Here is a 21,745-nt window from a genome sequence, read left to right as displayed (position 1 = left end):
ATCTAGTTGAAATCTTCAAAACTTAGTTACTATCGAAATGTAATAAAGTTACATGTTTTGAGGGTTAAAGCGCGAGCTTTTGCTATTTTACAGCAAAGTTTGTTGCTAAAGATTGAATTTCAGTTACAAACTTGGAGGCTGTACCATGTTTCTAGCGCAAGAGATAATTCGTAAAAAACGCAACGCCGAGGCTTTATCGAAAGAGGAGATCCAATTCTTCGTTAAAGGCATTACAGACAATACTGTTTCAGAAGGTCAAATCGCTGCATTCGGCATGGCGGTTTACTTCAATGATATGAATATGGATGAGCGCATTGCGTTAACAACATCCATGCGAGATTCTGGCACAGTACTCGACTGGCAGAGTTTGAATTTAAATGGTCCTATCATCGACAAACACAGTACTGGTGGTGTGGGTGATGTGATTAGCCTGATGCTTGGCCCTATGGCGGCAGCATGTGGCGGTTATGTGCCGATGATCTCTGGTCGTGGACTGGGTCATACTGGTGGCACATTAGATAAGTTTGATGCCATTCCTGGTTATCAAACTGAGCCAGACAGTGTTCTTTTTAGAAAGGTTGTGAAAGAGGTTGGTGTCGCCATTATTGGTCAGACAGGGGATCTCATACCTGCAGATAAGCGTTTCTACTCTATTCGAGACAATACCGCGACGGTTGAGTCTATCTCCCTTATTACCGCTTCTATACTTTCTAAGAAACTCGCTGCAGGGCTTGATGCATTAGCGATGGATGTCAAAGTGGGCAGCGGCGCATTTATGCCGACTTATGCAGCTTCTGAAGAGCTAGCGCGCAGTATTACCGCTGTCGCCAATGGTGCTGGCACTAAAACTACGGCACTACTGACCGATATGAACCAAGTGCTTGCATCGTGTGCAGGCAATGCGGTTGAAGTGAAAGAGGCTATCGATTTTCTAACGGGCAAATACCGTAATCCACGTCTGTATGAAGTGACGATGGGTCTTTGTGCCGAGATGCTGCTATTAGGTGGCATCGCCGCAAGCGAAAGCGAAGCGCGTGAAAAGTTAAACAGAGTATTGGATAACGGAAAAGCAGCTGAAATTTTTGGACGCATGATCTCAGGTCTTGGTGGTCCAGCTGATTTTGTTGAAAATCCAGGCTTATATCTACCTGAATCAAAGATTATTCGTCCTGTATACGCGGAGCAAACAGGTTTTGCTACGTCGATGGACACTCGTGAACTTGGCCTTGCTGTCGTGACCTTAGGTGGTGGACGTCGCAAGCCTGGTGATGCACTCGATTATAGTGTTGGTCTGACTCAAGTTTGTGCGCTAGGCGATGAAATATCGAAAGATAAACCCATTGCCATGATACATGCTCAGACAGAAACTGCGTTTGCAGAAGCTGAAATAGCGGTGAAAAAAGCGATACATATTGGTGAAACTCGGCCTGAGAAAACACCGGAAATTTATCGTTATATCCGCAATGAAGATCTGTAACGCGAAGAAGTAGAGGTTTATATGAAAAGAACAATCATAATGATGTTGGACTCATTTGGCGTTGGAGCAGCGACTGACGCTGAATCTTTCGGTGATGTAGGTTCTGACACTTTTGGTAGCATTGCCAAAGCTTGTGCTGAAGGACGCGCTGATATCGGTCGTGAAGGCCCACTTAAGCTGCCAAACCTAGCAAAGTTAGGTTTAGCCTTAGCGGCGAAAGAGAGCACTGGTGCCTTCGCACCTGGCTTTAGTGACAATGTTGAAGTGATTGGCGCTTATGGTCATGCTGACGAACTCAGTACGGGTAAAGATACCCCTAGTGGTCACTGGGAGATGGCAGGCGTACCGGTTCTTTATGAATGGGGTTACTTCAGCGATCTAACCAACTCTTTTCCTAAAGAGTTAACTGACAAGATTCTCGCAAGAGCGGGTCTTGACGGCTACTTGGGTAACTGTCATGCATCAGGCACCACGATTCTTGAAGAGTTAGGCGAAGAGCACATGCGCACTGGCCAACCCATCTTCTATACTTCTGCGGACTCGGTTTTCCAAATAGCGTGTCATGAAGAGAGTTTTGGTTTAGAAAACCTTTACAACTTATGTATCATCGCCCGTGAAGAGCTAGCGGATTATAATATAGGCCGCGTGATTGCACGTGCGTTTGTTGGTACTGGCCCGAGTGATTTTGCTCGTACTGGTAATCGTCGTGATTACGCCGTCGAGCCACCTGCTAAGACTGTGCTAGATAAGATGAAAGAAGCCGGTGGTGAAGTGATCAGCGTGGGTAAAATCGCCGACATTTACGCCCATTGTGGTATCACTCAAAAGGTGAAAGCAACGGGTTTAGAGGCATTATTTGATGCGACGCTTGAGCAGGTCAAATTAGCGGGTGATAAGACGATTGTCTTCACTAACTTTGTTGATTTTGACTCACACTACGGTCATCGCCGTGATATCGCGGGTTACGCTAAAGCGCTTGAATATTTTGATTCACGCTTACCAGAAATGCTCGAGTTGTTGAGTGAAGACGATCTATTAATTTTGACTGCGGATCACGGTTGTGACCCAAGTTGGAAAGGCAGTGATCACACCCGTGAGCGAGTGCCTGTATTAGCGTATGGCGGAGGGTTAGCCGCTGGCTCTCTTGGTCGTCGTAACAGCTTTGCTGATATAGGTCAGTCCATTGCAAGCTACTTTAAGCTTGAGCCAATGGAATACGGTGAATCGTTCATCAAGTAATGTTCAGCGATGAGCAACGAATTTTAAATTTGGCGGCGATAGCCGCTAGTTACAAGACTTAAGTCAACGAATTTAAGTTACACATATATAAGGGGTTATATAGATGGCTACACCACATATTAATGCAGCAGATGGTGCTTTTGCTGAAACAGTACTTTTTCCAGGCGATCCACTACGTGCTAAGTACATTGCTGAAACTTTCCTAGAGAACGTTGAGCAAGTGACTGATGTACGTAACATGTTTGGTTACACTGGTACTTACAAAGGGACTCGTATCTCTGTTATGGGTTCAGGTATGGGCATTCCTTCTGCTTCTATCTATGCGACTGAACTTATCAAAGACTACGGCGTGAAGAACCTTATCCGTGTTGGTACTTGTGGTGCAATCAGCACTGACGTTAAAGTACGTGACGTTATCATCGGAATGGGTGCTTGTACTGACTCTCAAGTAAACCGTCTACGTTTCAAGGGCCAAGACTTCGCAGCTATTGCTGACTACAGCCTACTTAGCGCTGTTGTTAAAGCTGCTGAAGCTAAAGGAACTAAGTTCCGCGTTGGTAACGTTTTCTCTGCTGACTTATTTTACACACCAGATCCATCTATGTTCGACGTAATGGAAAAGATGAACATTCTAGGTGTCGAGATGGAAGCTGCAGGCCTTTATGGTGTTGCTGCTGAATTCGGTGCTAAAGCTTTGTGTGTTGTGACAGTATCTGATCACATCCGTACTGGTGAAAAGACATCTTCTGATGAGCGTCAAACTACGTTCAACGAAATGATTGAAATGACACTAGAAGCAGCTATCACTCTTTAATCTATTTGGTTGAATGAGTTTCTCTTTACAGGGAAAGCGCTAAAAAAAACGGGCTCATTGTGAGCCCGTTTTTTATGTTTGTTATTTACTATCCGCGATCTCTTCCACTAGATCTTCTTTCTTCTGCTTTCTTGGCTTTTTACGATCGAAATCAGCACGTTTAAATGAGAGCGCCCGTGATAACAACATACCAATTAATCCAGCGATAATCAGCATCACCTGCTGTTGCTGCATGTTTATTTGGTGAGCTTCTTTTATCTCATTAAAAAACAAACGGGGTTCTAACCTCACTTCGATAAAGCCTAGATTGTTGCCATCTTGCGATACGGCCTCAACATAAGGAGGATAAGGCGCCAGTAAGGCATTGAGTTCCTCTGAGTCTGGTTCTAACTCTTCGGACGTAACGCTCTGAGCAAAAGAGAGTCGCTGGCCATCTTCGCTGAAAATGTTGGCTGACATGACTTTGGGATCTAATACCAACGCGGTGGCTAACCACTGCAGCTGTTCGTCATTTTGCAGTAGCAAAGCCGGTGCTGCACCATAAGCGGTTTGTTGCACCAATAATCTGGCCATCTTTTCAGTTTGGGACTTTAGAAGCTGCTGTCCTTGTAGTAGGCTAGTTTCCCATAGCTGAAAGAGACCCACTGCTAATGCCAGTGCGATTGCAATCTGCAGAAATCTGCTTACTCTCTGTCTCTTTTTCAGTCCTTTAAGAAAAAACACTTTGTACCTGAATTTGATATGGGTTTACCCTATGATAATTGATTATGCCCGCGCCTGATAGTTGGAGAAGTATTGCAAATGGAAAGTCTTAACCAAGTTCCACTTTTTTCATGGTTGAAAGAGGAACAAACCCTTCATTTTAATCCCCAAACGCTTGCTATATCTCGACATCTTGAGTCAGATGCACCTAAAGGCATGGCTAAGTACAGATGTGTTTATTCCAATATTCACTCCGAAACTGAGTTAGCTTTGTTTATTCAAGCCTGTGCTCAGCCCATCAGTCTCGCTCATATCGTGAGACAAAATGGATTACATTGTGTTGAGCTTTGTGTGAATACACCGCTCGATATAGCCCAATTTACCCAACTCTCCTCAATCGAAGCACTTGAAGTGTTTGTTATCAGTGAAACTCAAGCTGTGCTTAATCGTCCCGGCTTGCTCGTGATGGACATGGACTCGACAGCGATTGAGATTGAGTGTATCGATGAGCTTGCTGTTATGGCTGGTGTGGGTGACGCCGTTGCTGAAGTCACAGAGCGTGCTATGCAGGGGGAGTTAGATTTTGAGGAAAGCCTCAGGGCGAGGGTTGCTCAATTGGCGGGTGCTGATCAGATAATTATTCAGACCTTGTGTGACAAGCTACCATTAATGCCCGGCTTAACTGAGATGGTGAAAGAGTTACAGTCGCACGGTTGGCGACTCGTGGTCGCATCGGGTGGTTTTACCCCGTTTGTGGGCCATTTGAAGCAGTTACTAGCGCTTGATGCCGCCTATGCTAATGAGCTTGTTATCGAAAACGGTCTGCTTACAGGTCAAGTCACGGGGGAAGTGGTCGATGCTCAGTTTAAAGCTGACACTGTTGTGCGCTGCGCTAACGCTTGGGAGATAGCGCCAGGTCAGAGGTTGGCCATTGGTGATGGTGCCAACGATATTCCTATGATTGAGATTGCAGATTTTGGTATCGCATACCACGCTAAACCTAAACTTGAAGCGGCGGCAGATGTGGCGATTAACAAGCTGGATTTGAAAGTACTGCCTTACTTGTTGCAATTGGTTTAGTTTCAATTTATTTACGTTTAAATTGCAAACATATGGGCATGAACTCAATAGCCTTATTGACCTTGGGTCGTTTACATCGATAATAACTGAGTATTTACTCTTGTTATTTTATCTTAAGTTAGTAGCTTATTGCCTCTACTCACTTAACGTATTACCCAATGTGAACATAGAACAGCACTCTATTTTTATCCCTTACCTCGAAGGTAAGTTGCACTTAAGGCAGATAAAAGCGTCCCGTGCTGATATGCAAAAACCGCCAATCCTCATGCTCCATGGCGCCATGTCGAATGGGAAAGTTTTTTACAGCGAAACGGGGCGAGGTCTTGCCTGTTTTCTGGCAGAAGCAGGCTTTGTTGTTTATGTGCTCGACACCCAAGGTCGTGGCTTAAGTACACCAAAAATCCATCGTGGTTTTAATGGCGGACAGGGGCAGGTAATCCGTGAGCAACTTCCTTTAGTGCAACACTATATTATGGGACTGCATCCTCAAGTATCGACGGTCCACTGGTGCGCTCATTCATGGGGCGGCGTCTTAATGGCCAGCGCTATTTCACGTTTTCCTCTTTTCCAAGAGAGTGTTGCCTCCCTGCTGACCTTTGGGACAAAACGCACCATTAAGATTAAGTCATTTAAGAAATACATGATGGTCGACATTGGCTGGAACAAGATGGCGAAAGTGATCGCGTGGGGCCATGGTTACCTCGCTGCTGACCGTTGGGGAATGGGGATGGATAATGAAAGTCGCCGCTCCTTATCCCAAACTGTCGATTGGGTAAGAGGAGACTGGATAGATCATGATGATGGTTTCGATTACTCTCAGGCCGCATTGAGCGTTGCGAGTCGCGATAAATGGCCGAGTTCTTGGTTTATAGCGGGTCTTGGGGACGATGTATTAGGTAACCCTGCCGATGTGCAAAGGATGATCCAAGAGTGTCAGTTTTCGGATGTTGAATATACCCTGTTATCCAAATCCGAGGGCAACAAACATGATTATGGTCATGCCGATATGTTGATCCATAAAGATGCTGTCGATGACCATTTCCCGCGAGTGAGAGATTGGTATCTTAATTTCAGGCCTCAAGCATAGCTCTCAGCTTAGTCCTCAAGAATTGTACTGCACTGTCGCTAATTTATGGGTGACTTGAGAAATGAGCCGGATCGAGCTTCACTAACTCCGCCAAGTTACTCACACCTAGCTTTGTCATGAGTTTGGCTCTATGCACTTCAATGGTTCTAATGGCCACACACAATTGGTTCGACATCTGTTTGTTGGTGTTTCCGGCAATAATCAATTGGAAAATCTGGGTTTCACGGTCAGATAAGTTATTAATCAGCACTTGATTACCAAGCTGTTGAAATTGATGCTGACTATGCGCTAGCCCTTTCGCGATAGATTGTGATAACAAGCTACCTTGAACCGGCTTTTGAAAGAAGTCGAATGCCCCATTTTTCAATGCATCAACCGCCATAGGCACATCGCCATGACCAGTGAGGAAAATAACCGACAATGGACTCTTAGCTTCACAGAGTCGCTGTTGCACTTGAGGTCCTGTCAGGCCCGGCATTCTGGCATCTAAAATCACACAGCCCGCTTGGGTCAAATCAACCTCGGCTAGAAAACTATCGCCATTATTAAAACTGATTAGAGAGTAGCCGTAACCCTCCATTAAAAAGCTGATCGCATCGATAATGGCGTCATCGTCATCGACTAAATAAACGGGGCCGTTGATCTGTTGTTGCACTGGGTTTTCTCATATTGATGCAGGGGATAAATGATAAATATCTCAATTTGCTAATTTTAGCGAACTATTTTCTGTAAAGCATGAATTGCATCACGCTGTAATAACAAGGACCTAGCGTAAGCTGATGCGGATCAACCACTCCTTTAGGAACAACCTTGTCTCGGATTATAATGTGCATCATCGTGCTGTTTTTCTCATCAGCAGTGTTGGCAAAGCCACAACAGTTTTATGTCGGTGTGCTAGCTAATTGGGGGCATCAACAGGCGGTTGAGCGTTGGACTCCCATGATGGAGTATCTTAATAAACATGTACCCAGTGCTCAATTTCATGTTTATCCAGGGGATTTTGAAGCATTGAACTTGGCCATGGAGCTAGGTCAAATTCAATTCATTATTACTAATCCGGGACAATACCTGTATTTATCGAATCAATATCCTTTGTCTTGGCTAGCGACAATGCGCTCAAAGCGCCATCATGGTACAACCTCTGCCATAGGTTCGGCGATAATTGTGAAGGCTGATAGCGACTATCGCACCTTGTATGATTTAAAAGGTAAAGTGGTTGCAGCAAGTGATCCCCATGCACTTGGCGGATATCAAGCAACGGTGGGGTTAATGCATCGACTTGGCATGGATCCAGTTAACTATTTTGGCCAAGTTAAGTTTCTCGGTTTTCCTTTAGACCCACTGTTATACCAAGTGCGAGATGGCAATGTTGATGCGGCAATTACTCCCTTATGTACGTTAGAGGACATGGTTGACCGAGGTGTGTTAAATCGTGCTGAATTTCGAGTGCTAAACCCTAGCCGTCCCGAAGATATCGAATGCCAGTGCAGTACCAACCTTTATCCGAATTGGTCTTTTGCCGCGATAGAAAGTGTGAGTTCAGAGCTGAGTAAAGAGATTAGCCAAGCGTTAATGGATCTGCCTGTCGATGATCCCGCTGCCGTTACGGCGCAATTAATGGGGTGGACTTCGCCAATTAGCCAGTTGGCTGTTATTCAGCTGTTTAATGAGCTGGATGTTGCGTCACCCGATAGCAGCCGCTGGGAGATCGTTAAGAACTGGCTGGATGATAATCGTCATTGGGGCATTTTATCGATATTCATCTTTTTAGTGGCGACGGTTTATCACCTTTGGATTGAATATCGCTTTCATCAAAAAAGTGAATCGTTAATCGCAACCGAACGTCAGTTAAAGCAACAAGCCATTGCATTAGAGCGTCTGCAAAGTGCATCCATTATTGGTGAGATTGGCGCTGGACTTGCCCATGAAATAAATCAACCCATCGCCGCTATCACTAGTTATAGCGAAGGGGGGATTATGCGCTTGCAGGGGAAAACAGAAGCGGATGTTGACGCGTGTATAAAGTTGCTTGAGAAAATTCATAACCAGTCGACCCGAGCGGGTGAGGTGGTTCATCGAATAAGGGGTTTATTGAAACGACGTGAAGCGGTCATGCTTGATGTGAATATTCTCACCTTAGTGGAGGAGAGCCTTGCGCTGTTGAGGCTTGAGCTTGCCAGACGTGATATTCAAGTCAGTACCCAGATTAAAGGCGAGCCCTTTTTCATCAGCGCTGATCGTGTCGGCTTACTTCAGGTGCTGATTAATTTGATTAAAAATAGCCTGGATGCGATTGCTGATTCGCCCAATGCCAGTACAGGTAAAATCCAGATAGAGTTAGATTTTAAAGAGTATCAGGTCAATATACTCATTAAGGACAATGGCCCCGGTCTGGCTATAGGAGCTGAGACTTTGATGGCCACCTTCTATACCACCAAAGAAGATGGTTTAGGTTTGGGGTTAGCAATATGCAATGAGGTGATGAATGAGCATGAAGGTCGATTTACATTGAGTAATCGCTCTGATAATGAAGCTGGATGCATTGCCTCATTGAGCTTAAAGAAGCGGGGCAGTGAACAAGCGATACAATAATTATTATTCCTCAGCAATTACCACCATTGGATTTTCCTCTATACATTGTGCACCTCCGTAGGCGCACAATGTATACCCAAACCACTTCAAGATGCATTCGTAATTCACTTTTTCATAACGCAGAAACATGCCGCAGCTAGCAAAAAGAGACAATTTTCTTCGTTATGTGGTTTACCACAATATACAGATATTCAAACCTGTGTTGGTTGAAAATCGAACTGTGAACTGCTTCACAAACGGCTACAACACTTTATCAGTATGTGGTTTACCACAATATCTACTTTCACTCGCCTCAATAACAATGATGAAAACCTTAGGAATGACCTTGATTACCTACCGTGATTAAGGGGCGCTATATCGCTAGCTGTTATGCCTAAGCACCACCGTCATTGGAGATTTATCATGAAATTAGATCGGCGAACCTTCATCAAAGGGGCCGGAGCTGGCACAGCGACTTGCGCATTAGCAACGCTGCCAGGTTCTTTAGCTGCCCTTGGACATTCTGAACTACAGGGTAGTGCAGAGTCTGTCGCAAGCATTTGTGAAATGTGTTCTACCCGCTGTCCGATCTCTGCACGTGTTGTTAACGGCAAGAACGTGTCTATTTTGGGTAACAAGAACGCCAAATCATTTGGCGGAGCTGTATGTGCTCGCGGCGGTGCTGGTCACAGCCAGCTTTATGATAAGCAACGAATTGTGAAACCGTTAAAGCGTGTTGGTGAGCGTGGTGAAGGTAACTGGCAAGAGATTGAGTGGGATGAAGCCTACAGCATCATTGCCAAAAATCTTAATAAGATTAAAGCAGAACATGGCGCAGAAGCCGTGGCATTCTCATCTAAATCAGGCTCACTATCAGGCCATCTGTTTCATCTAGCCAAAGCCTTTGGCAGCCCGAATACCTTTACGCACGCATCAACGTGTCCAGGCAGTTATGTCATCGCGGCTAAAGCCATTTTTGGCGGTAAAATTAAGCGCGATTTAAGTAACTCTAAGTACATCATCAACTTTGGTCATAACCTTTATGAAGGTATTAATATGTCTGAGACCAGAGGCATGATGAATGCACAAATGGAGAAGGGCGCTAAGCTGGTGGTATTTGAGCCACGCTTCTCCATTGTGGCTGATAAAGCCGATGAGTGGTACGCAATTAAGCCGGGGACTGACGTCGCGGTTGCATTGGCCATTTGCCATACCTTGATTGCTGATGATTTATACGACAAAGCCTTCGTCGCGCAGTATGTGTCTGGTTTCGAAGACTTTGCCAAAGAAGTTAAGGCTTACACGCCTGAGTGGGCTGAATCGGTCAGTGATGTTCCAGCTGAAGATATTCGCCGCATTACGCACGAATACGCCGCAGCAGCGCCCCATGCACTCGTGGATTTTGGACACCGTTCATCGTTTACCACTGAAGAGTTTGAGATGCGCCGTGCGCTATATGCTGCCAACGTGCTAGTGGGTAACATTGAGCGTAAAGGCGGGTTGTACTTTGGCAAAAAGGCGGCAAGTTACAACAAATTTGCTGGCGATAAAGTCGCACCCACTTTAGCGAAACCTGGTGTTGAAGGTATGCCAAAAATCACTGCAAAGCGCATTGATATGGTCGATGAGCAGTATGCCTTAACATGGTCCTCTGGCGGGATTTATCAATCGATTCTAGATGCGACTTTAGAAGCGACGCCATACCAACTGCGCGCCTGGGTAATGAGCCGCACCAACCCAATGCAAACCATGACAGACAGAGCACGCGTCGTTAAAACGATGCAGAAGCTCGATTTTGTGGTGGCGTGTGACATCTACATCAGTGAATCAGCAGCTTATGCCGATATCTTTTTACCTGAGTCAACTTACCTTGAGCGTGATGAAGAGATCGCCGATAAGTCGAGCAAGAATCCTGCTTATTATGTGCGTCAACGCGTGGTTGAAACGATTGGTGACACTAAGCCAAGCTGGCTTATCTGGAAAGAGCTTGCGACTGAGATGGGTGAGGGGCAGTTTTTCCCTTGGGAAAATATGGAAACCTTACAGCTGTTCCAAGTACAGCGTGATGTGAATTTACTCAGAAAAATTAAAGAGGAAGGTTTCGTTAGTTTTGGTAAACCTTTGATGCTGCGTGAGCGCGGTATGGTAAGAGATTTTGTTGCGACATACCCCAATGCAAAAGCGGTCGATGCTGATGGCACATACGCAAGCCAGTTAAGCTTTAAAACCCCGTCAGGCAAGATTGAGTTGAGTTCTGACAAGGTTGAAAAGATGGCGCCGGGCCGAGGGGTTATACGCTATCGCGAAGTCACCATGAAGAAAGCCGATGAGTTGTTCTTTATTCAAGGCAAAGTGGCGGTGCATACCAATGCAGCTACTCAGAACGTGCCGATGCTGGCCAACTTAATGTCTGACAACGCATTGTGGATCCATCCGATCACTGCGGGTCTATTGAATATTTCAAGTGGCGACAAGATTCGGATCTATAACGATACCGGCAGTGAAGAGGGTCATGCCTTGGTCACACCTGGTATTCGTCCTGATACTGTTTTCGCTTATATGGGCTGCGGTTCAAAGAATAAAGAGCTTGCCCGTGCAACCGGTAAAGGTGTGCATTGCGGTAACTTACTTCCTCATGTGACGTCTCCGGTGACAGGTATGAACCTGCATACCACCGGTGTCAAGATTGCCAAGATTTAATCGGAGTTAATTATGACTAAGCGTTATGTTCTCGTGCACGATGAAAACAAGTGCATTGGCTGCCAAGCGTGTAACGTGGCTTGCCGTAGTGAAAACAATGTACCTGATTCGGTGACTCGAATTCAGGTAAGAATTGAGGGACCGTACGGTAATTTTCCACACCTACATTTTAAATATAATCGCGTTTCGTGCGAGCAGTGTGAAAATGCACCTTGCGTTAAAGTATGCCCAACGGGTGCGGCTTACGTTAATGATGACGGCATTGTATCGATTAACGAAAAGAAGTGTGTTGGTTGTCTTTACTGTGTTGCGGCTTGTCCATACAAAGTGCGTTTTATTAACCCTGAAACTCGGGTACCTGATAAGTGTGATTTCTGTAAAGAGACACGTTTAGCCCGCGGTGAAGAGCCTGCATGTGTCACGGTATGTCCAACTCAGGCATTAACCTTTGGTGATGCCAATGATATGACATCAGAAGTACGCAAAGTGTTAGACACTAAACCGCACTACCAACAAAAGGTAAATCTAGGCACTGAGCCAAGGGTTTATCGCATTCCTAGCCGTAAAGGAGGGATCAAAGCATGAACAATATCTGGGGTTCGATGGAACAATACGATCCGGTAGTGTGGAACTGGATCATTGCGGTTTACTTGTTTATGGCGGGATTATCAGCAGGCTCTATGCTGGTGGCTATTGGGCTTAAATGGTACAAACAAAGCCGTGGTCAACCGACAGAAGGTTTACCTGTGATTAAGGCTGCTGCGGTCATAGGCCCTGTAGCGATCAGTTTAGGCATGGCACTGCTGGTGCTGGATTTGACTAAACCCTTTGAGTTTTATCACATCCTGCTCAACTACAACCTGACGTCAGTGATGGCGTGGGGTGTGATTGCACTGCTGGTTTATATCCCGCTAGTATTCGTTTTTGCCGCAGTCGTATTTGAAAAACAAGTGCTTCATTATGCACCTTGGCTTGCAGGTACATTGAAGGTATGTCGCCAGTTGGAAAATAGCATTAATAAGCTTATTTTCGCCCTAGCGCTTGGTGTCGGTGTGTATACCGGTTTCTTACTTTCAGCCTTGATTAGCTACCCAATTTTAAACACGGCAGTATTACCAGCTCTGTTTTTAGCATCAGCCTTATCAGTGGGCTCTGCGGGTAACATTTTGGTGGCAACCTTGTTCTTCAGTAAAAAAGAGTCTGACTGTATCGAACAGGTTCACCGCATCGAGTATCCAGTGGCTTTTAACGAAGCCTTATGTTTAGTGTTGTTGTTTGTGGGTCTTAACTTCTCTGGCCCAGCAGCGCAAGCGGCGACAGCGGCGATAACAACGGGTACGTGGGCGAGTGTGTTCTGGATTGGTGTTGTTGGTTTAGGCTTAGTGGTTCCCGTACTTGCTAGCACGTTAGCACCTAAGTCATGGCGTCACAGCAAAGGCTTTTTAATCACGGTATCGTGTAGCACCATTCTTGGCGTACTCGCACTGAGACACTTTGTGGTTTATGCCGGACAAAGCTACATCAGTTAATGTCAGTCAGCTAAGATCTGTTAACGTTAAATGAACATGCCCAAGTCAATCCTTGGGCATTTTTTTATGGTTTATGGTTTTATCTTGAGCTGTTTTATTTAAGCTCCCACACCTCCCAGCTTTCAAGTTGAAGATCTTTGGCTAATTGAATCGCCATCTGCTGATGTTTTTCAGCCTGTTCAGGTTTACCGAGCTTAGCTAGATAGATACTCATCTGCTTATGCCAACCGGGCAGCGATTTTCCTTCAGCTTGCACACTGTTGAGCAATTGTGCGACCCGTACATCGTCTCCTTTTTTATTGAAACCTTTTGCCAGTTGAATACTGACATTAGTTAAGGATTCAGGAAATTGAAGTTTGATGGCGTTGAGTACATCATCGACCTTATCTAGCTGCTTTGACCAAAACAGATACTTGGCAAATTGATAAGCCTGAAGCCACTCAAACTGAAACCCTGCCCAGTTTTGCTGTTGTTGGCTAAAGTGAGCTAACACCTGTTTATAGTCACCTATGGCCAGCATGTCGGTGCCATCAATGGCGTAGTTAGGCGCGAGGAATTGCAGTGCATCATAGAGTGCAGGAAGGGCGGTGGTAAAATGGTTTTCGTTAGGGTAATGCTTATACTGCCAGTTGAGTTTTTTAGGAGCTGATTGCTCGAATACTTCAACGAGTTTATCGACTCCCATGCCCTCTTCATTGGCTAGTGAGATAAATACGGGGGCGGTTAACTTCTGCTGTTTTAGTAAGGGTTCTATCTTGCTAGGCAGACTGTATTCGTCATGCCAGGCACTGGGGCTCATGGCCAAAAAAGCATTAAATGGAGTGTGTTCCTGCATCATGCTGTACAGCGTAAATAGGCCGCCGAGGGAGTAGCCTGCAAGAGCTTTTCTGTTATCGGTTCGAAATTGTGCGTCTATGGTCGGTAATAACTCTTGGATTAAGTAGGAGTGAAACTGCAGCGCGCCACCGAATGAATTATCTTTACCATCTGGCCAAGTGGTACTTTTCAAGTAATCTGCATCCCCTTGGTTTGCGATCCCGATGACGATCATTGGTGGTAATCTCCCCATGCGAGTGAGGTGCTTAGTGATAGATGAAACATGCTGAAATTGAAAGTCAGCATCAATAATGTAAAGGCTTGGATAGTGGCGTTGGTTAACATGATATCGTTCAGGAAGTGAGACCATATAGCGTCTGTTTTCAGCGAGTACCTTGGAATGATGTTGGTATTGATAGCCGTCGATGATTGGCTTTTTATCTAAGGTGTTAGCACTGACGTTAAGAGTGCCAGTCAGGGTTAAGCCAGTTATTAATATTGCAGTTAGGACTCTTTTCATTAGGTACCCTTATACTGATTGGTATTATTTGTTAGGTGAAGGTATTAGCCTACCTATTTTTACTTTAAAGATGGGTTAACTTAGGTGAAGCTTAGTGATAGTTCGGCAAAGTGGAGTGAAGGTTGGGTGAAGCATTGGAAATGCGGCTCGGCAGCGTGAAACTGCCAAGCCTAGGATGCTAAATTAAGAGGGCTAAGTTAAAGGCGTAAACTCAGAACATTAAGCGAAGGAGGTTGAGCTTAGCTCGCTTTACTGGTTTCGTTATTCAGTTCCTGATAAAGGTTGGGATACCTAAGTATCACCTCTTCAGTGATGTCGAGAAATTCGCCTACGGCCACTATTTTTTTCAATAACTCTTGTAACTGCTTCGCTTTATGATGCGCATGGATCGCAATATATTCTAGCTCTCTTCTGATATAGGCCAGATCTGGCTTTGCCGTGACGCCTCGATAGACTCTTAATGCCATAAATCGACCCAAATTATTACTTTGATTGATAAAGTGTTCTCTGGCACCGATATCACCAATCTCATCAGGAGTGGCACATCGTACTTTTACTTCCCCTAGAGATTGCCTGGATATTTGCAGATAAAGCTCGAAATAATCGAGACCAGACTGCGCATTCTTAGTGCGAATGGGATCGAGAAAATCGTGTTTTAGTCGGCCATCTTTTAATAGAGACTCAAGATTGTACTCTAAAGATTGAGACGCTGAGGCGGCAAACAAATCAGTAATTTCGTTTTTATGAGTCCCCACACCTAAGGTACTGAGTTTGGCACTTTTAACGGTTTTCTCGATAAAATAAGGCACGGAGTCTAAGTGTCGCATTAGCAAGTTTTTCAAGCCGTCTGCCAGCTCTTTCATCTCACTATTGGCTTCGGTTAATTTTTCCAGTTTATCGCGATTACTGGTGATGAGCTTATTCATAAACTCGACACCAATGTGAGGGTTGTGACCCATGACAGCGGCTAGGTGTAAATTGACACCAGATTGTCGAGTTCGGATCAGTCGATAAGGCAGCTGACTGAGTTGGGTTTTACCTGCAATGGTTTGCAGTTTTGGAAAGCTAAGTTGCAGTGCTGCCGTGGTATCGAACTCTTCAGCGTGTTCCAATAAAATCTGTAATCCTTTACTCGAGATATCATGGGTAAAGCCTGTGACCGTGGTCTTTCCCTGAGTCACTGTGATTTGGGTTTTAAATGAAAATCGGGCTTCATTTCGACGTTCACTGAACTGTAGCGACAATAACTTTATGGTGTTTTTAAGCTTTTTGGGCTGACCAAATATCTTGAGTTCATTGACCTTTTTATCGCTCTTGTCATTCCAATCTTGGTAATGCTCTGTAGCACTAGGATCGGTTAAGTCGATCAGCTGTAGTACATGAGAGAAGCGCTTAAGTTGGGTCTCTGCAAGGGCTGAGTAACAGCTGTCATCGCCAGGTAATAAACTCGATTTATAAGATTTACTATGGTCTACAGCATGGTGAGTAAGCTTGAGCGTTCTCCATGATGGTTTAGGAGAACCAAAACTTAAAAATAGTGCCAGTAGGTCGGTTTTTTTCAACTCAGCTAACGTTGCTGAATAAAAATACACACGGCCTTTGGTGTGAAATGTAAAGCTGAAAAATAGGCCGTGATCTTTATTGTCAGGTTCGTTTATCAGGGCGTGAATTCTGTCACTGGTGATCATGTTCGGCAGCTGACTGATATCCTTTTCGTCCTGAAAATAATACTGCAGTTGTTGATTGTCCCGACTGAGAAGTTTGTGGGTGATTTTATACTTCTTATCTTCATTCTCATCGTGAGTTTCAGATTCGACAAACAGAGGCAGATGGGGCAAGTGAGGCAGGTAATGGCGCTCAAATCCAAGCCCCATGGCTGCAACTAAAATATCATTGATGTCGACTTTGTATCTGAACTTATGCCCCTGAATCAGGTTAGATAGCATATCAACGAGCGCGTCACTTCCTGCTATTCGCTTAAGTCGCATCCAGCAGTATTCAGAGTTGTGTTGCGTATCAACGATTTGATAATCAACTCCTTTTTGCAACTCTTCGTAGTAATACTCTTCACTCAGTTCCAGCAGTTTTACCTTGATGGGGTTATCGAGGTTAAGACCATGATTTAAAGGCAAACGTATACGTGCGCCTCCGACAGAGAGATCGACCGTTATTCCCAGAGTCTCAATTATTCCAGGTTGTAATACGGCGATCCGAATACTGTAATTCATCCTCTCTTCACTGCGGTTGAAGTAACTGCCCAGCACCACGCCTTTTGCTAGAAAAGGCTCTAACAGTGAATTGTCAGTGACTCGTTCAGGTTCTTGAAGCTTAATTTTACGACGTCGATGAGTGTCGATCACATGCTCATAAACCCCAAGAGTATAATTGCCACGGTATAAAGCCATGGACTCAATAAAGCACTCTCTTGCAGGTTCATCTAAGTAGTGGTGTCGGCTGCCTTGAATAACCTCTTCACAGGGGAGTTCGGACTTATCTCTTAAATCAATGATCCGTGTGCAAGCTGATGCAATACGGTTCAGTTCCATTTTGAGTAAAAAGCGGGTTGAGTTTGATTCATCTTTTGTCAGCATGTCGAAAAGCGACTGGAAATCGGGTTCCATTAGCAAGGGTTTTAGCTGTTCAATCAAGGCACTGTGTTCGTCTAAACTCATTACTCACTCATATAAATTAGTAGGGGAATGTTCTTGTTATTCTTTGACGCTATATTAAGTAAAGAGATGAAGTCAGCCGCTGACAAATCAGGAACCGTAGCCTTAATATTAGGGCATAAATGACTTTATCTATACTTGTCTTATTATCCCTTTAATGAGGTGATAATTCTATCTATGACTGATAACCTTGTAGTTAGCTAACCTTATGTCGGCAGTTTCAGGGATTTCTTGATACCAAATATCAATCAGTTCGACCCTAAGCCATTATTATGACTTAACTATCATGAAAATGTTCATAATTTGATTGCAAAATAACCAAGTGAGTTTCTACTGCTATTTATCCGCAGTTTAGCATTTGGTTACAGGGTGTTCGTTACTATTAATTAAACCGTTTTATACCAATTATGAAGAGATATGGCGAAGAATAAAACAGCATATGTGTGCAATGAATGTGGTCAAGACTTCCCTCGTTGGCAGGGACAGTGCAATGCATGCCAAGAGTGGAACACCATTACCGAAGTCCGCTTAGGCGCGACTAAGTCATCAAGCTCATCTGTGGGCGGCTATGCGGGGGCGGTTGGTGGTGGCTCTAAAAAGCTGAGTGAAATAAAAGAGTTTGAAGCTGAAAAAATGCTGACGGGGATCGGCGAGTTAGACCGCGTCTTGTGTGGCGGCTTAACCACTGGCTCAGTCAATATAATCTCAGGTGATCCCGGTGCGGGTAAAACCACCTTGTTATCGGATCTTGTCTCACGCATGTCTCAGATTATGCCGTCACTCTACTGTACCGCCGAAGAATCGTTGTCGCAGTTTAAGAATCGGGTCAATCGTCTCAAACTCGATTGCAACGAAGATAATCTTTACTTGATGGCAGAAACCAGCGTCGAAGCGATAATTGCCGAACTTGATGCTAAGCAAGTTAAGTTTGCCGTTATAGACTCTATTCAAGCCGTTGTTACGGAGCTAGCCAATGGCAGTCCGGGATCTCCGTCGCAAGTAAAAAGCAGCGCTCAATCGCTGACTCAATATTGTAAGCAGAATAACGTCACCATGTTCTTGGTGGCCCATGTGAATAAAAATAATGAGACAGCAGGTCCACAGACCTTGATTCATATTGTGGACTGTTTGACTCACTTAGAGTGTAACGATGGGCAAATACGAACACTGAGGGCCAACAAAAACCGTTTCGGTGATGTTGATACCGTGGGTATTTTCAGAATGACCGAGCGGGGCATGCTCAGTGTCGATAACCCAAGTGAAATCTTTCTCTCGGGGTCTACCACTGAATCAGCGGGGGCGACGATTACTTGTATTCGTAAAGGTAATCGTAACTTACTGTTAGAGATCCAGTGCTTAACGACAGAAACAGAAGGGGAGTTTCCACAACGAGTGTGTGTCGGTCTGAACATGAACCGAATTAAAATGCTGACAGGAATACTGCGCAAACACACTAAGACTAAGATTTTTCACGATACCTATTTCAACATCGTTGGTGGTTTGAAAATCGATGAGTCTGAAACCTGTATCGATTTAGCCTTAGTCACAGCGTTACTCAGTAGTTTAAATGATTTCGTGGTGCCAAGAACGACTTGCATCATGGGCGAACTCAGCCTAAACGGTGACGTGCGTCCTATCGACAGCGGTGTCCCACGAGTGAAAGAAGCGGTTCAACACGGTTTTACTGAGATCTTTATTCCGTTCCGAAATTACCATAAATCGATGGAAGGCCTAGGGGCTAAAATCAACCCAGTGAAGACAATTCATGAGTTGATGGAGTTAATCAATTAAGGCCATTTATTGTTGTGAATGATTCATTTGATTGAAAAGGTATTTAGTTTAGCTTGTTAGCTAAATTAAATACCTCATTGATGTATAGAGTCAGGCATTAAACTAAGGCTTTTTCCATTGAGATATGTTCAATATTGGCCTCAACATACTCATCACCAAATGGCGTGAACCCGAGTTTTTCATAGAACTCAATAGCATGTTTTTGTGAGCCCAGATAAACGCGCCCATAACCATTTGCAACGGCAATTTGGATTAATGACTCGATAATGTTCGAGCCCAAACCTCTACCACGATATTCATTTAAAATCGCAATACGACCAAGGTGTCCATCAGCTAACATTCGACCCGTACCAGCAGGCTGACCATCAACAAAAACCAGTGAATGAAACGCCGTTAAGTCATTGCCATCAAAATCTATCGCTGGGTCAACGTTTTGCTCACCTGAAAATACAGTACTACGAATTAAACGAATTTTAGCCTCGTTGTCACCCACAAAGGAGACAGCTTCTACTTCAATCATACTTATTCCCTTCAAATTGATAGATATATTTCACCATGTGACCTTCCATGGGTCGTGACTTGTAATAACCCATATATGGGATTCTATATCTTCAAATATAAAAGTTTCACCACCAAATTCAAAGCTTTCTATTTCTTGGATAATATTTGCACCAGCAGCAAGAGCCCTATTATAAATAACACTCGGGTCTTCGACGAAATGAAATGTACATTGGGTATTACACTTAACAGTCTGAGGAGTCTTAAACTTGCTCTCGAACAGGCCATCACGTCCAAGAGATGCAAGCATGACCATACTCGACCCTAGTGTCAGTCTCGCATGTTCAATCTTGTTATCGTTGCCAGAGACTTCTAAGAAAATGTCAAAACCAATGACATCACATAGCCATGACATCGCTTCTCTTGCATGTTGATATCTGATTATTGGTACGGTTGTTGAGTTCATTACAAACACCTCTTTTCTTCTTGTCGAATAACAAGTGTAAAGTATTTCTAGGTTGGGTTCATTGGGCTGGTTTGGTATTTAGTTTATTTGTTGAATACCATAGCTGAATTGGTGTTTATTGCTTGCAGCAGGAGCCGTGCAGGGACGCACCAATGTCGCAATGGCAGGATGCCAAGGAGCGACCTTATGTGTAAATACTTCAGTGGGACGATATAAATATGTCCCTATACGCTCGACGGTGGCATCTGATGTGAATGGATTCACAAATGTGACATGGATGTCATAGAACAGCCTGCTGTCGAAGGTCATAGCCGCATTCACACTTGGTTGTTTATCTCTTCGATTTAGGTTTTGTACGACAAAGTCCCTTGGTGATCACACTCAGAGATTAAGTGATTCTAGGAAGGTTTAGGACAAAAACTTGCTGACTTGCCTGATAGCAAGTTTCAAATATCTTTGTGGTTGGTTTCATTGGGCGAGATTGGTATTTAGTTCGCTAACTGAAAGCCACTAATTCAACACAGTTAATTGCTTGCTGCAGGCCGATGTGCAGATACTTCAGTGAGACGACGCAAGTACAATCCCTGTAGTCTCTACGATGACGTCCATGTCATCGAAGCTCACTGCCGCATCTACACCTGAGTGTTTATCTCTTTGATGTAAGATTTATGGTTGTAGAACGTTTCTGGACAGAAGCTTGCTAGAATTAAAGCTCTGCAGGTGATAATTGCCATTAGGGAAAGTATGGCAATCTAATATTCAATAAACATAATGACTCCCCACTAAAGATGCTATTGTCCAATTAATAGTGAGCCCAACAAGCAGTAAGCGTAAATTAGCACTAATGAATGGAAATAGAATATAACTCGCTATTTTTAAATGAGGTTAATTAAAAAATCATGGGTAAACATATTGCTCTAGATCATTGCAATAAACAGAAAAAAAAGCGTAATGTATAATAAGTAAAATATAAACGCAGGAAAGCACTTAATTCAATAAAATAACGCCTTTTAGGGAAGAAGAAGCCAATCATTCGCTTGAACGCTAAGTTCATTCGAACTACACAAGCACAAAGTGAAAAGTTTATTCAGATTCCACTTATTCCAGTCAATCAATAGAGAGCCATAATCGCAAGGTAGCTTCTTTAAAGGAGAATTTGATTACATTATGTTAAAAATCCTATGTTCCCTATTTCTCTTTTTCAGCCCCATTGTACATTCAGAAGTTGGGGTTGAAGTGGGAGAAGGCGTTAGCGAAAAAGCAGTAAACGCGATAGTAAGCAATTTCGAACAAGGATTCCCAACTTATAATTTAGGAATGTATGTTCGCACCTTGAAAAAACAAACTGTATGTAAGATCGAACGTGATAAAAATGGGGTGTTTTTAGTTTCTACCGGATGTAATGATTATGGCTATTGGAGTTACAAAGTTAGGTATCGGTGCCCTCATATCGATGCGGAATGTTTTTGGGAAGTTGATAACGAAATGACAATCGTACACATTGGACGAGCACCTAATTGAAGGCTTCACAGTAATAGAATAAATAACACGACAGTATTTGAGTTAACAAGATATAGATACGAGGTAAGGAATAATAATTTAGCATGATAAAAACTAACTTAAATTACGAAACGATCAAGTTAGTAAAGCAAATCTGCTAACAAGTTTTGGTCGGATAAGCGGCACCTGTTACCAAGTGCCGCTCTCCTAAGAACCGTACGTGCAACTTTCACTGCATACGGCTCAAGCCTCCACTAAGGCGTACTATGTTACCCGGTAACCATAC

The 21,745-nt window shown here is 44.0% G+C and carries 18 protein-coding genes; 11 read left to right on the top strand and 7 right to left on the bottom strand.

The window, feature by feature from the left end; translation table 11 throughout:
• The first annotated feature begins 145 nt into the window (after positions 1-145).
• From deoA to deoD, 3 genes are all read left to right on the top strand, one after another.
• A complete protein-coding gene (deoA, locus tag FN961_RS24335; RefSeq protein ID WP_144042735.1) occupies positions 146-1,477 on the top strand; it encodes a thymidine phosphorylase in 1,332 nt (443 codons plus the stop codon).
• Between the two features lie 21 nt (positions 1,478-1,498).
• Positions 1,499-2,716, top strand: a complete 1,218-nt coding sequence (locus tag FN961_RS24330) for a phosphopentomutase (protein WP_144042734.1) — start codon at positions 1,499-1,501, stop codon at positions 2,714-2,716.
• A 103-nt stretch (positions 2,717-2,819) separates the two neighbouring features.
• Positions 2,820-3,530 carry a purine-nucleoside phosphorylase gene (deoD, locus tag FN961_RS24325; protein WP_144042733.1) on the top strand — a complete coding sequence of 237 codons (711 nt, stop codon included), beginning with the start codon at positions 2,820-2,822 and terminating at the stop codon, positions 3,528-3,530.
• An 81-nt stretch (positions 3,531-3,611) separates the two neighbouring features.
• On the opposite strand, the gene FN961_RS24320 is transcribed toward deoD, so the two are convergent.
• Positions 3,612-4,253, bottom strand: a complete 642-nt coding sequence (locus tag FN961_RS24320; protein ID WP_144042732.1) for a YtjB family periplasmic protein — start codon at positions 4,251-4,253, stop codon at positions 3,612-3,614.
• Between the two features lie 78 nt (positions 4,254-4,331).
• Here FN961_RS24320 and serB point away from each other — a divergent pair, with 78 nt between their 5' ends.
• Together serB and FN961_RS24310 are read left to right on the top strand one after the other, a co-directional pair.
• Complete coding sequence (serB, locus tag FN961_RS24315) at positions 4,332-5,312, top strand: phosphoserine phosphatase SerB (RefSeq protein WP_144042731.1); 981 nt, start codon at positions 4,332-4,334, stop codon at positions 5,310-5,312.
• Positions 5,313-5,472: 160 nt separating this feature from the next.
• Entirely contained in the window at positions 5,473-6,399 is a 927-nt protein-coding gene (locus FN961_RS24310) for an alpha/beta fold hydrolase (protein WP_144042730.1), read from the top strand.
• A gap of 43 nt (positions 6,400-6,442) precedes the next feature.
• On the opposite strand, the gene FN961_RS24305 is transcribed toward FN961_RS24310, so the two are convergent.
• Positions 6,443-7,054 carry a response regulator transcription factor gene (locus FN961_RS24305; protein WP_144042729.1) on the bottom strand — a complete coding sequence of 204 codons (612 nt, stop codon included), beginning with the start codon at positions 7,052-7,054 and terminating at the stop codon, positions 6,443-6,445.
• 155 nt (positions 7,055-7,209) lie between these two features.
• On the opposite strand from FN961_RS24305, the gene FN961_RS24300 reads away from it, so the two are divergent.
• The 4 genes from FN961_RS24300 (at position 7,210) to nrfD (ending at position 13,199) form a co-directional block, all read left to right on the top strand.
• Complete coding sequence (locus FN961_RS24300) at positions 7,210-8,991, top strand: sensor histidine kinase (protein ID WP_144042728.1); 1,782 nt, start codon at positions 7,210-7,212, stop codon at positions 8,989-8,991.
• A gap of 402 nt (positions 8,992-9,393) precedes the next feature.
• A complete protein-coding gene (gene phsA / locus FN961_RS24295) occupies positions 9,394-11,670 on the top strand; it encodes a thiosulfate reductase PhsA (RefSeq protein WP_185972876.1) in 2,277 nt (758 codons plus the stop codon).
• A 12-nt stretch (positions 11,671-11,682) separates the two neighbouring features.
• On the top strand, positions 11,683-12,255 hold the full coding sequence (locus FN961_RS24290; protein WP_144042727.1) for a 4Fe-4S dicluster domain-containing protein: 573 nt from the start codon (positions 11,683-11,685) through the stop codon (positions 12,253-12,255).
• Entirely contained in the window at positions 12,252-13,199 is a 948-nt protein-coding gene (gene nrfD / locus FN961_RS24285) for an NrfD/PsrC family molybdoenzyme membrane anchor subunit (RefSeq protein WP_144042726.1), read from the top strand. Before FN961_RS24290 ends, nrfD begins: the two co-directional genes overlap by 4 nt.
• Positions 13,200-13,293: 94 nt before the next feature.
• Here the strand turns inward: nrfD and FN961_RS24280 are convergent, their stop codons facing one another.
• On the bottom strand, positions 13,294-14,535 hold the full coding sequence (locus tag FN961_RS24280; RefSeq protein WP_144042725.1) for an alpha/beta hydrolase: 1,242 nt from the start codon (positions 14,533-14,535) through the stop codon (positions 13,294-13,296).
• Positions 14,536-14,774: 239 nt separating this feature from the next.
• A complete protein-coding gene (locus tag FN961_RS24275) occupies positions 14,775-17,207 on the bottom strand; it encodes a PilZ domain-containing protein (RefSeq protein ID WP_144042724.1) in 2,433 nt (810 codons plus the stop codon).
• A 414-nt stretch (positions 17,208-17,621) separates the two neighbouring features.
• On the opposite strand from FN961_RS24275, the gene radA reads away from it, so the two are divergent.
• Complete coding sequence (radA, locus tag FN961_RS24270) at positions 17,622-18,995, top strand: DNA repair protein RadA (RefSeq protein WP_144042723.1); 1,374 nt, start codon at positions 17,622-17,624, stop codon at positions 18,993-18,995.
• A gap of 97 nt (positions 18,996-19,092) precedes the next feature.
• Here the strand turns inward: radA and FN961_RS24265 are convergent, their stop codons facing one another.
• From FN961_RS24265 to FN961_RS24255, 3 genes are all read right to left on the bottom strand, one after another.
• On the bottom strand, positions 19,093-19,515 hold the full coding sequence (locus tag FN961_RS24265) for a GNAT family N-acetyltransferase (RefSeq protein WP_144042722.1): 423 nt from the start codon (positions 19,513-19,515) through the stop codon (positions 19,093-19,095).
• Positions 19,516-19,545: 30 nt separating this feature from the next.
• Positions 19,546-19,959, bottom strand: coding sequence for a VOC family protein (locus tag FN961_RS24260; protein WP_144042721.1), 414 nt, complete (start codon positions 19,957-19,959; stop codon positions 19,546-19,548).
• Positions 19,960-20,037: 78 nt separating this feature from the next.
• Complete coding sequence (locus FN961_RS24255) at positions 20,038-20,280, bottom strand: hypothetical protein (protein ID WP_144042720.1); 243 nt, start codon at positions 20,278-20,280, stop codon at positions 20,038-20,040.
• A gap of 846 nt (positions 20,281-21,126) precedes the next feature.
• Between FN961_RS24255 and FN961_RS24250 the strand changes: the two genes are divergently transcribed.
• Positions 21,127-21,480, top strand: coding sequence for a hypothetical protein (locus tag FN961_RS24250; RefSeq protein ID WP_144042719.1), 354 nt, complete (start codon positions 21,127-21,129; stop codon positions 21,478-21,480).
• Positions 21,481-21,745 lie beyond the last annotated feature (265 nt).

It is taken from the genome of Shewanella hanedai (genome assembly GCF_007197645.1).
In the GTDB taxonomy this organism is placed as follows: Bacteria; Pseudomonadota; Gammaproteobacteria; order Enterobacterales; family Shewanellaceae; genus Shewanella; species Shewanella hanedai.
The sequence above is the reverse complement of the archived record's forward strand: the minus strand, read 5'-3'. Positions and strand labels throughout refer to the sequence as shown.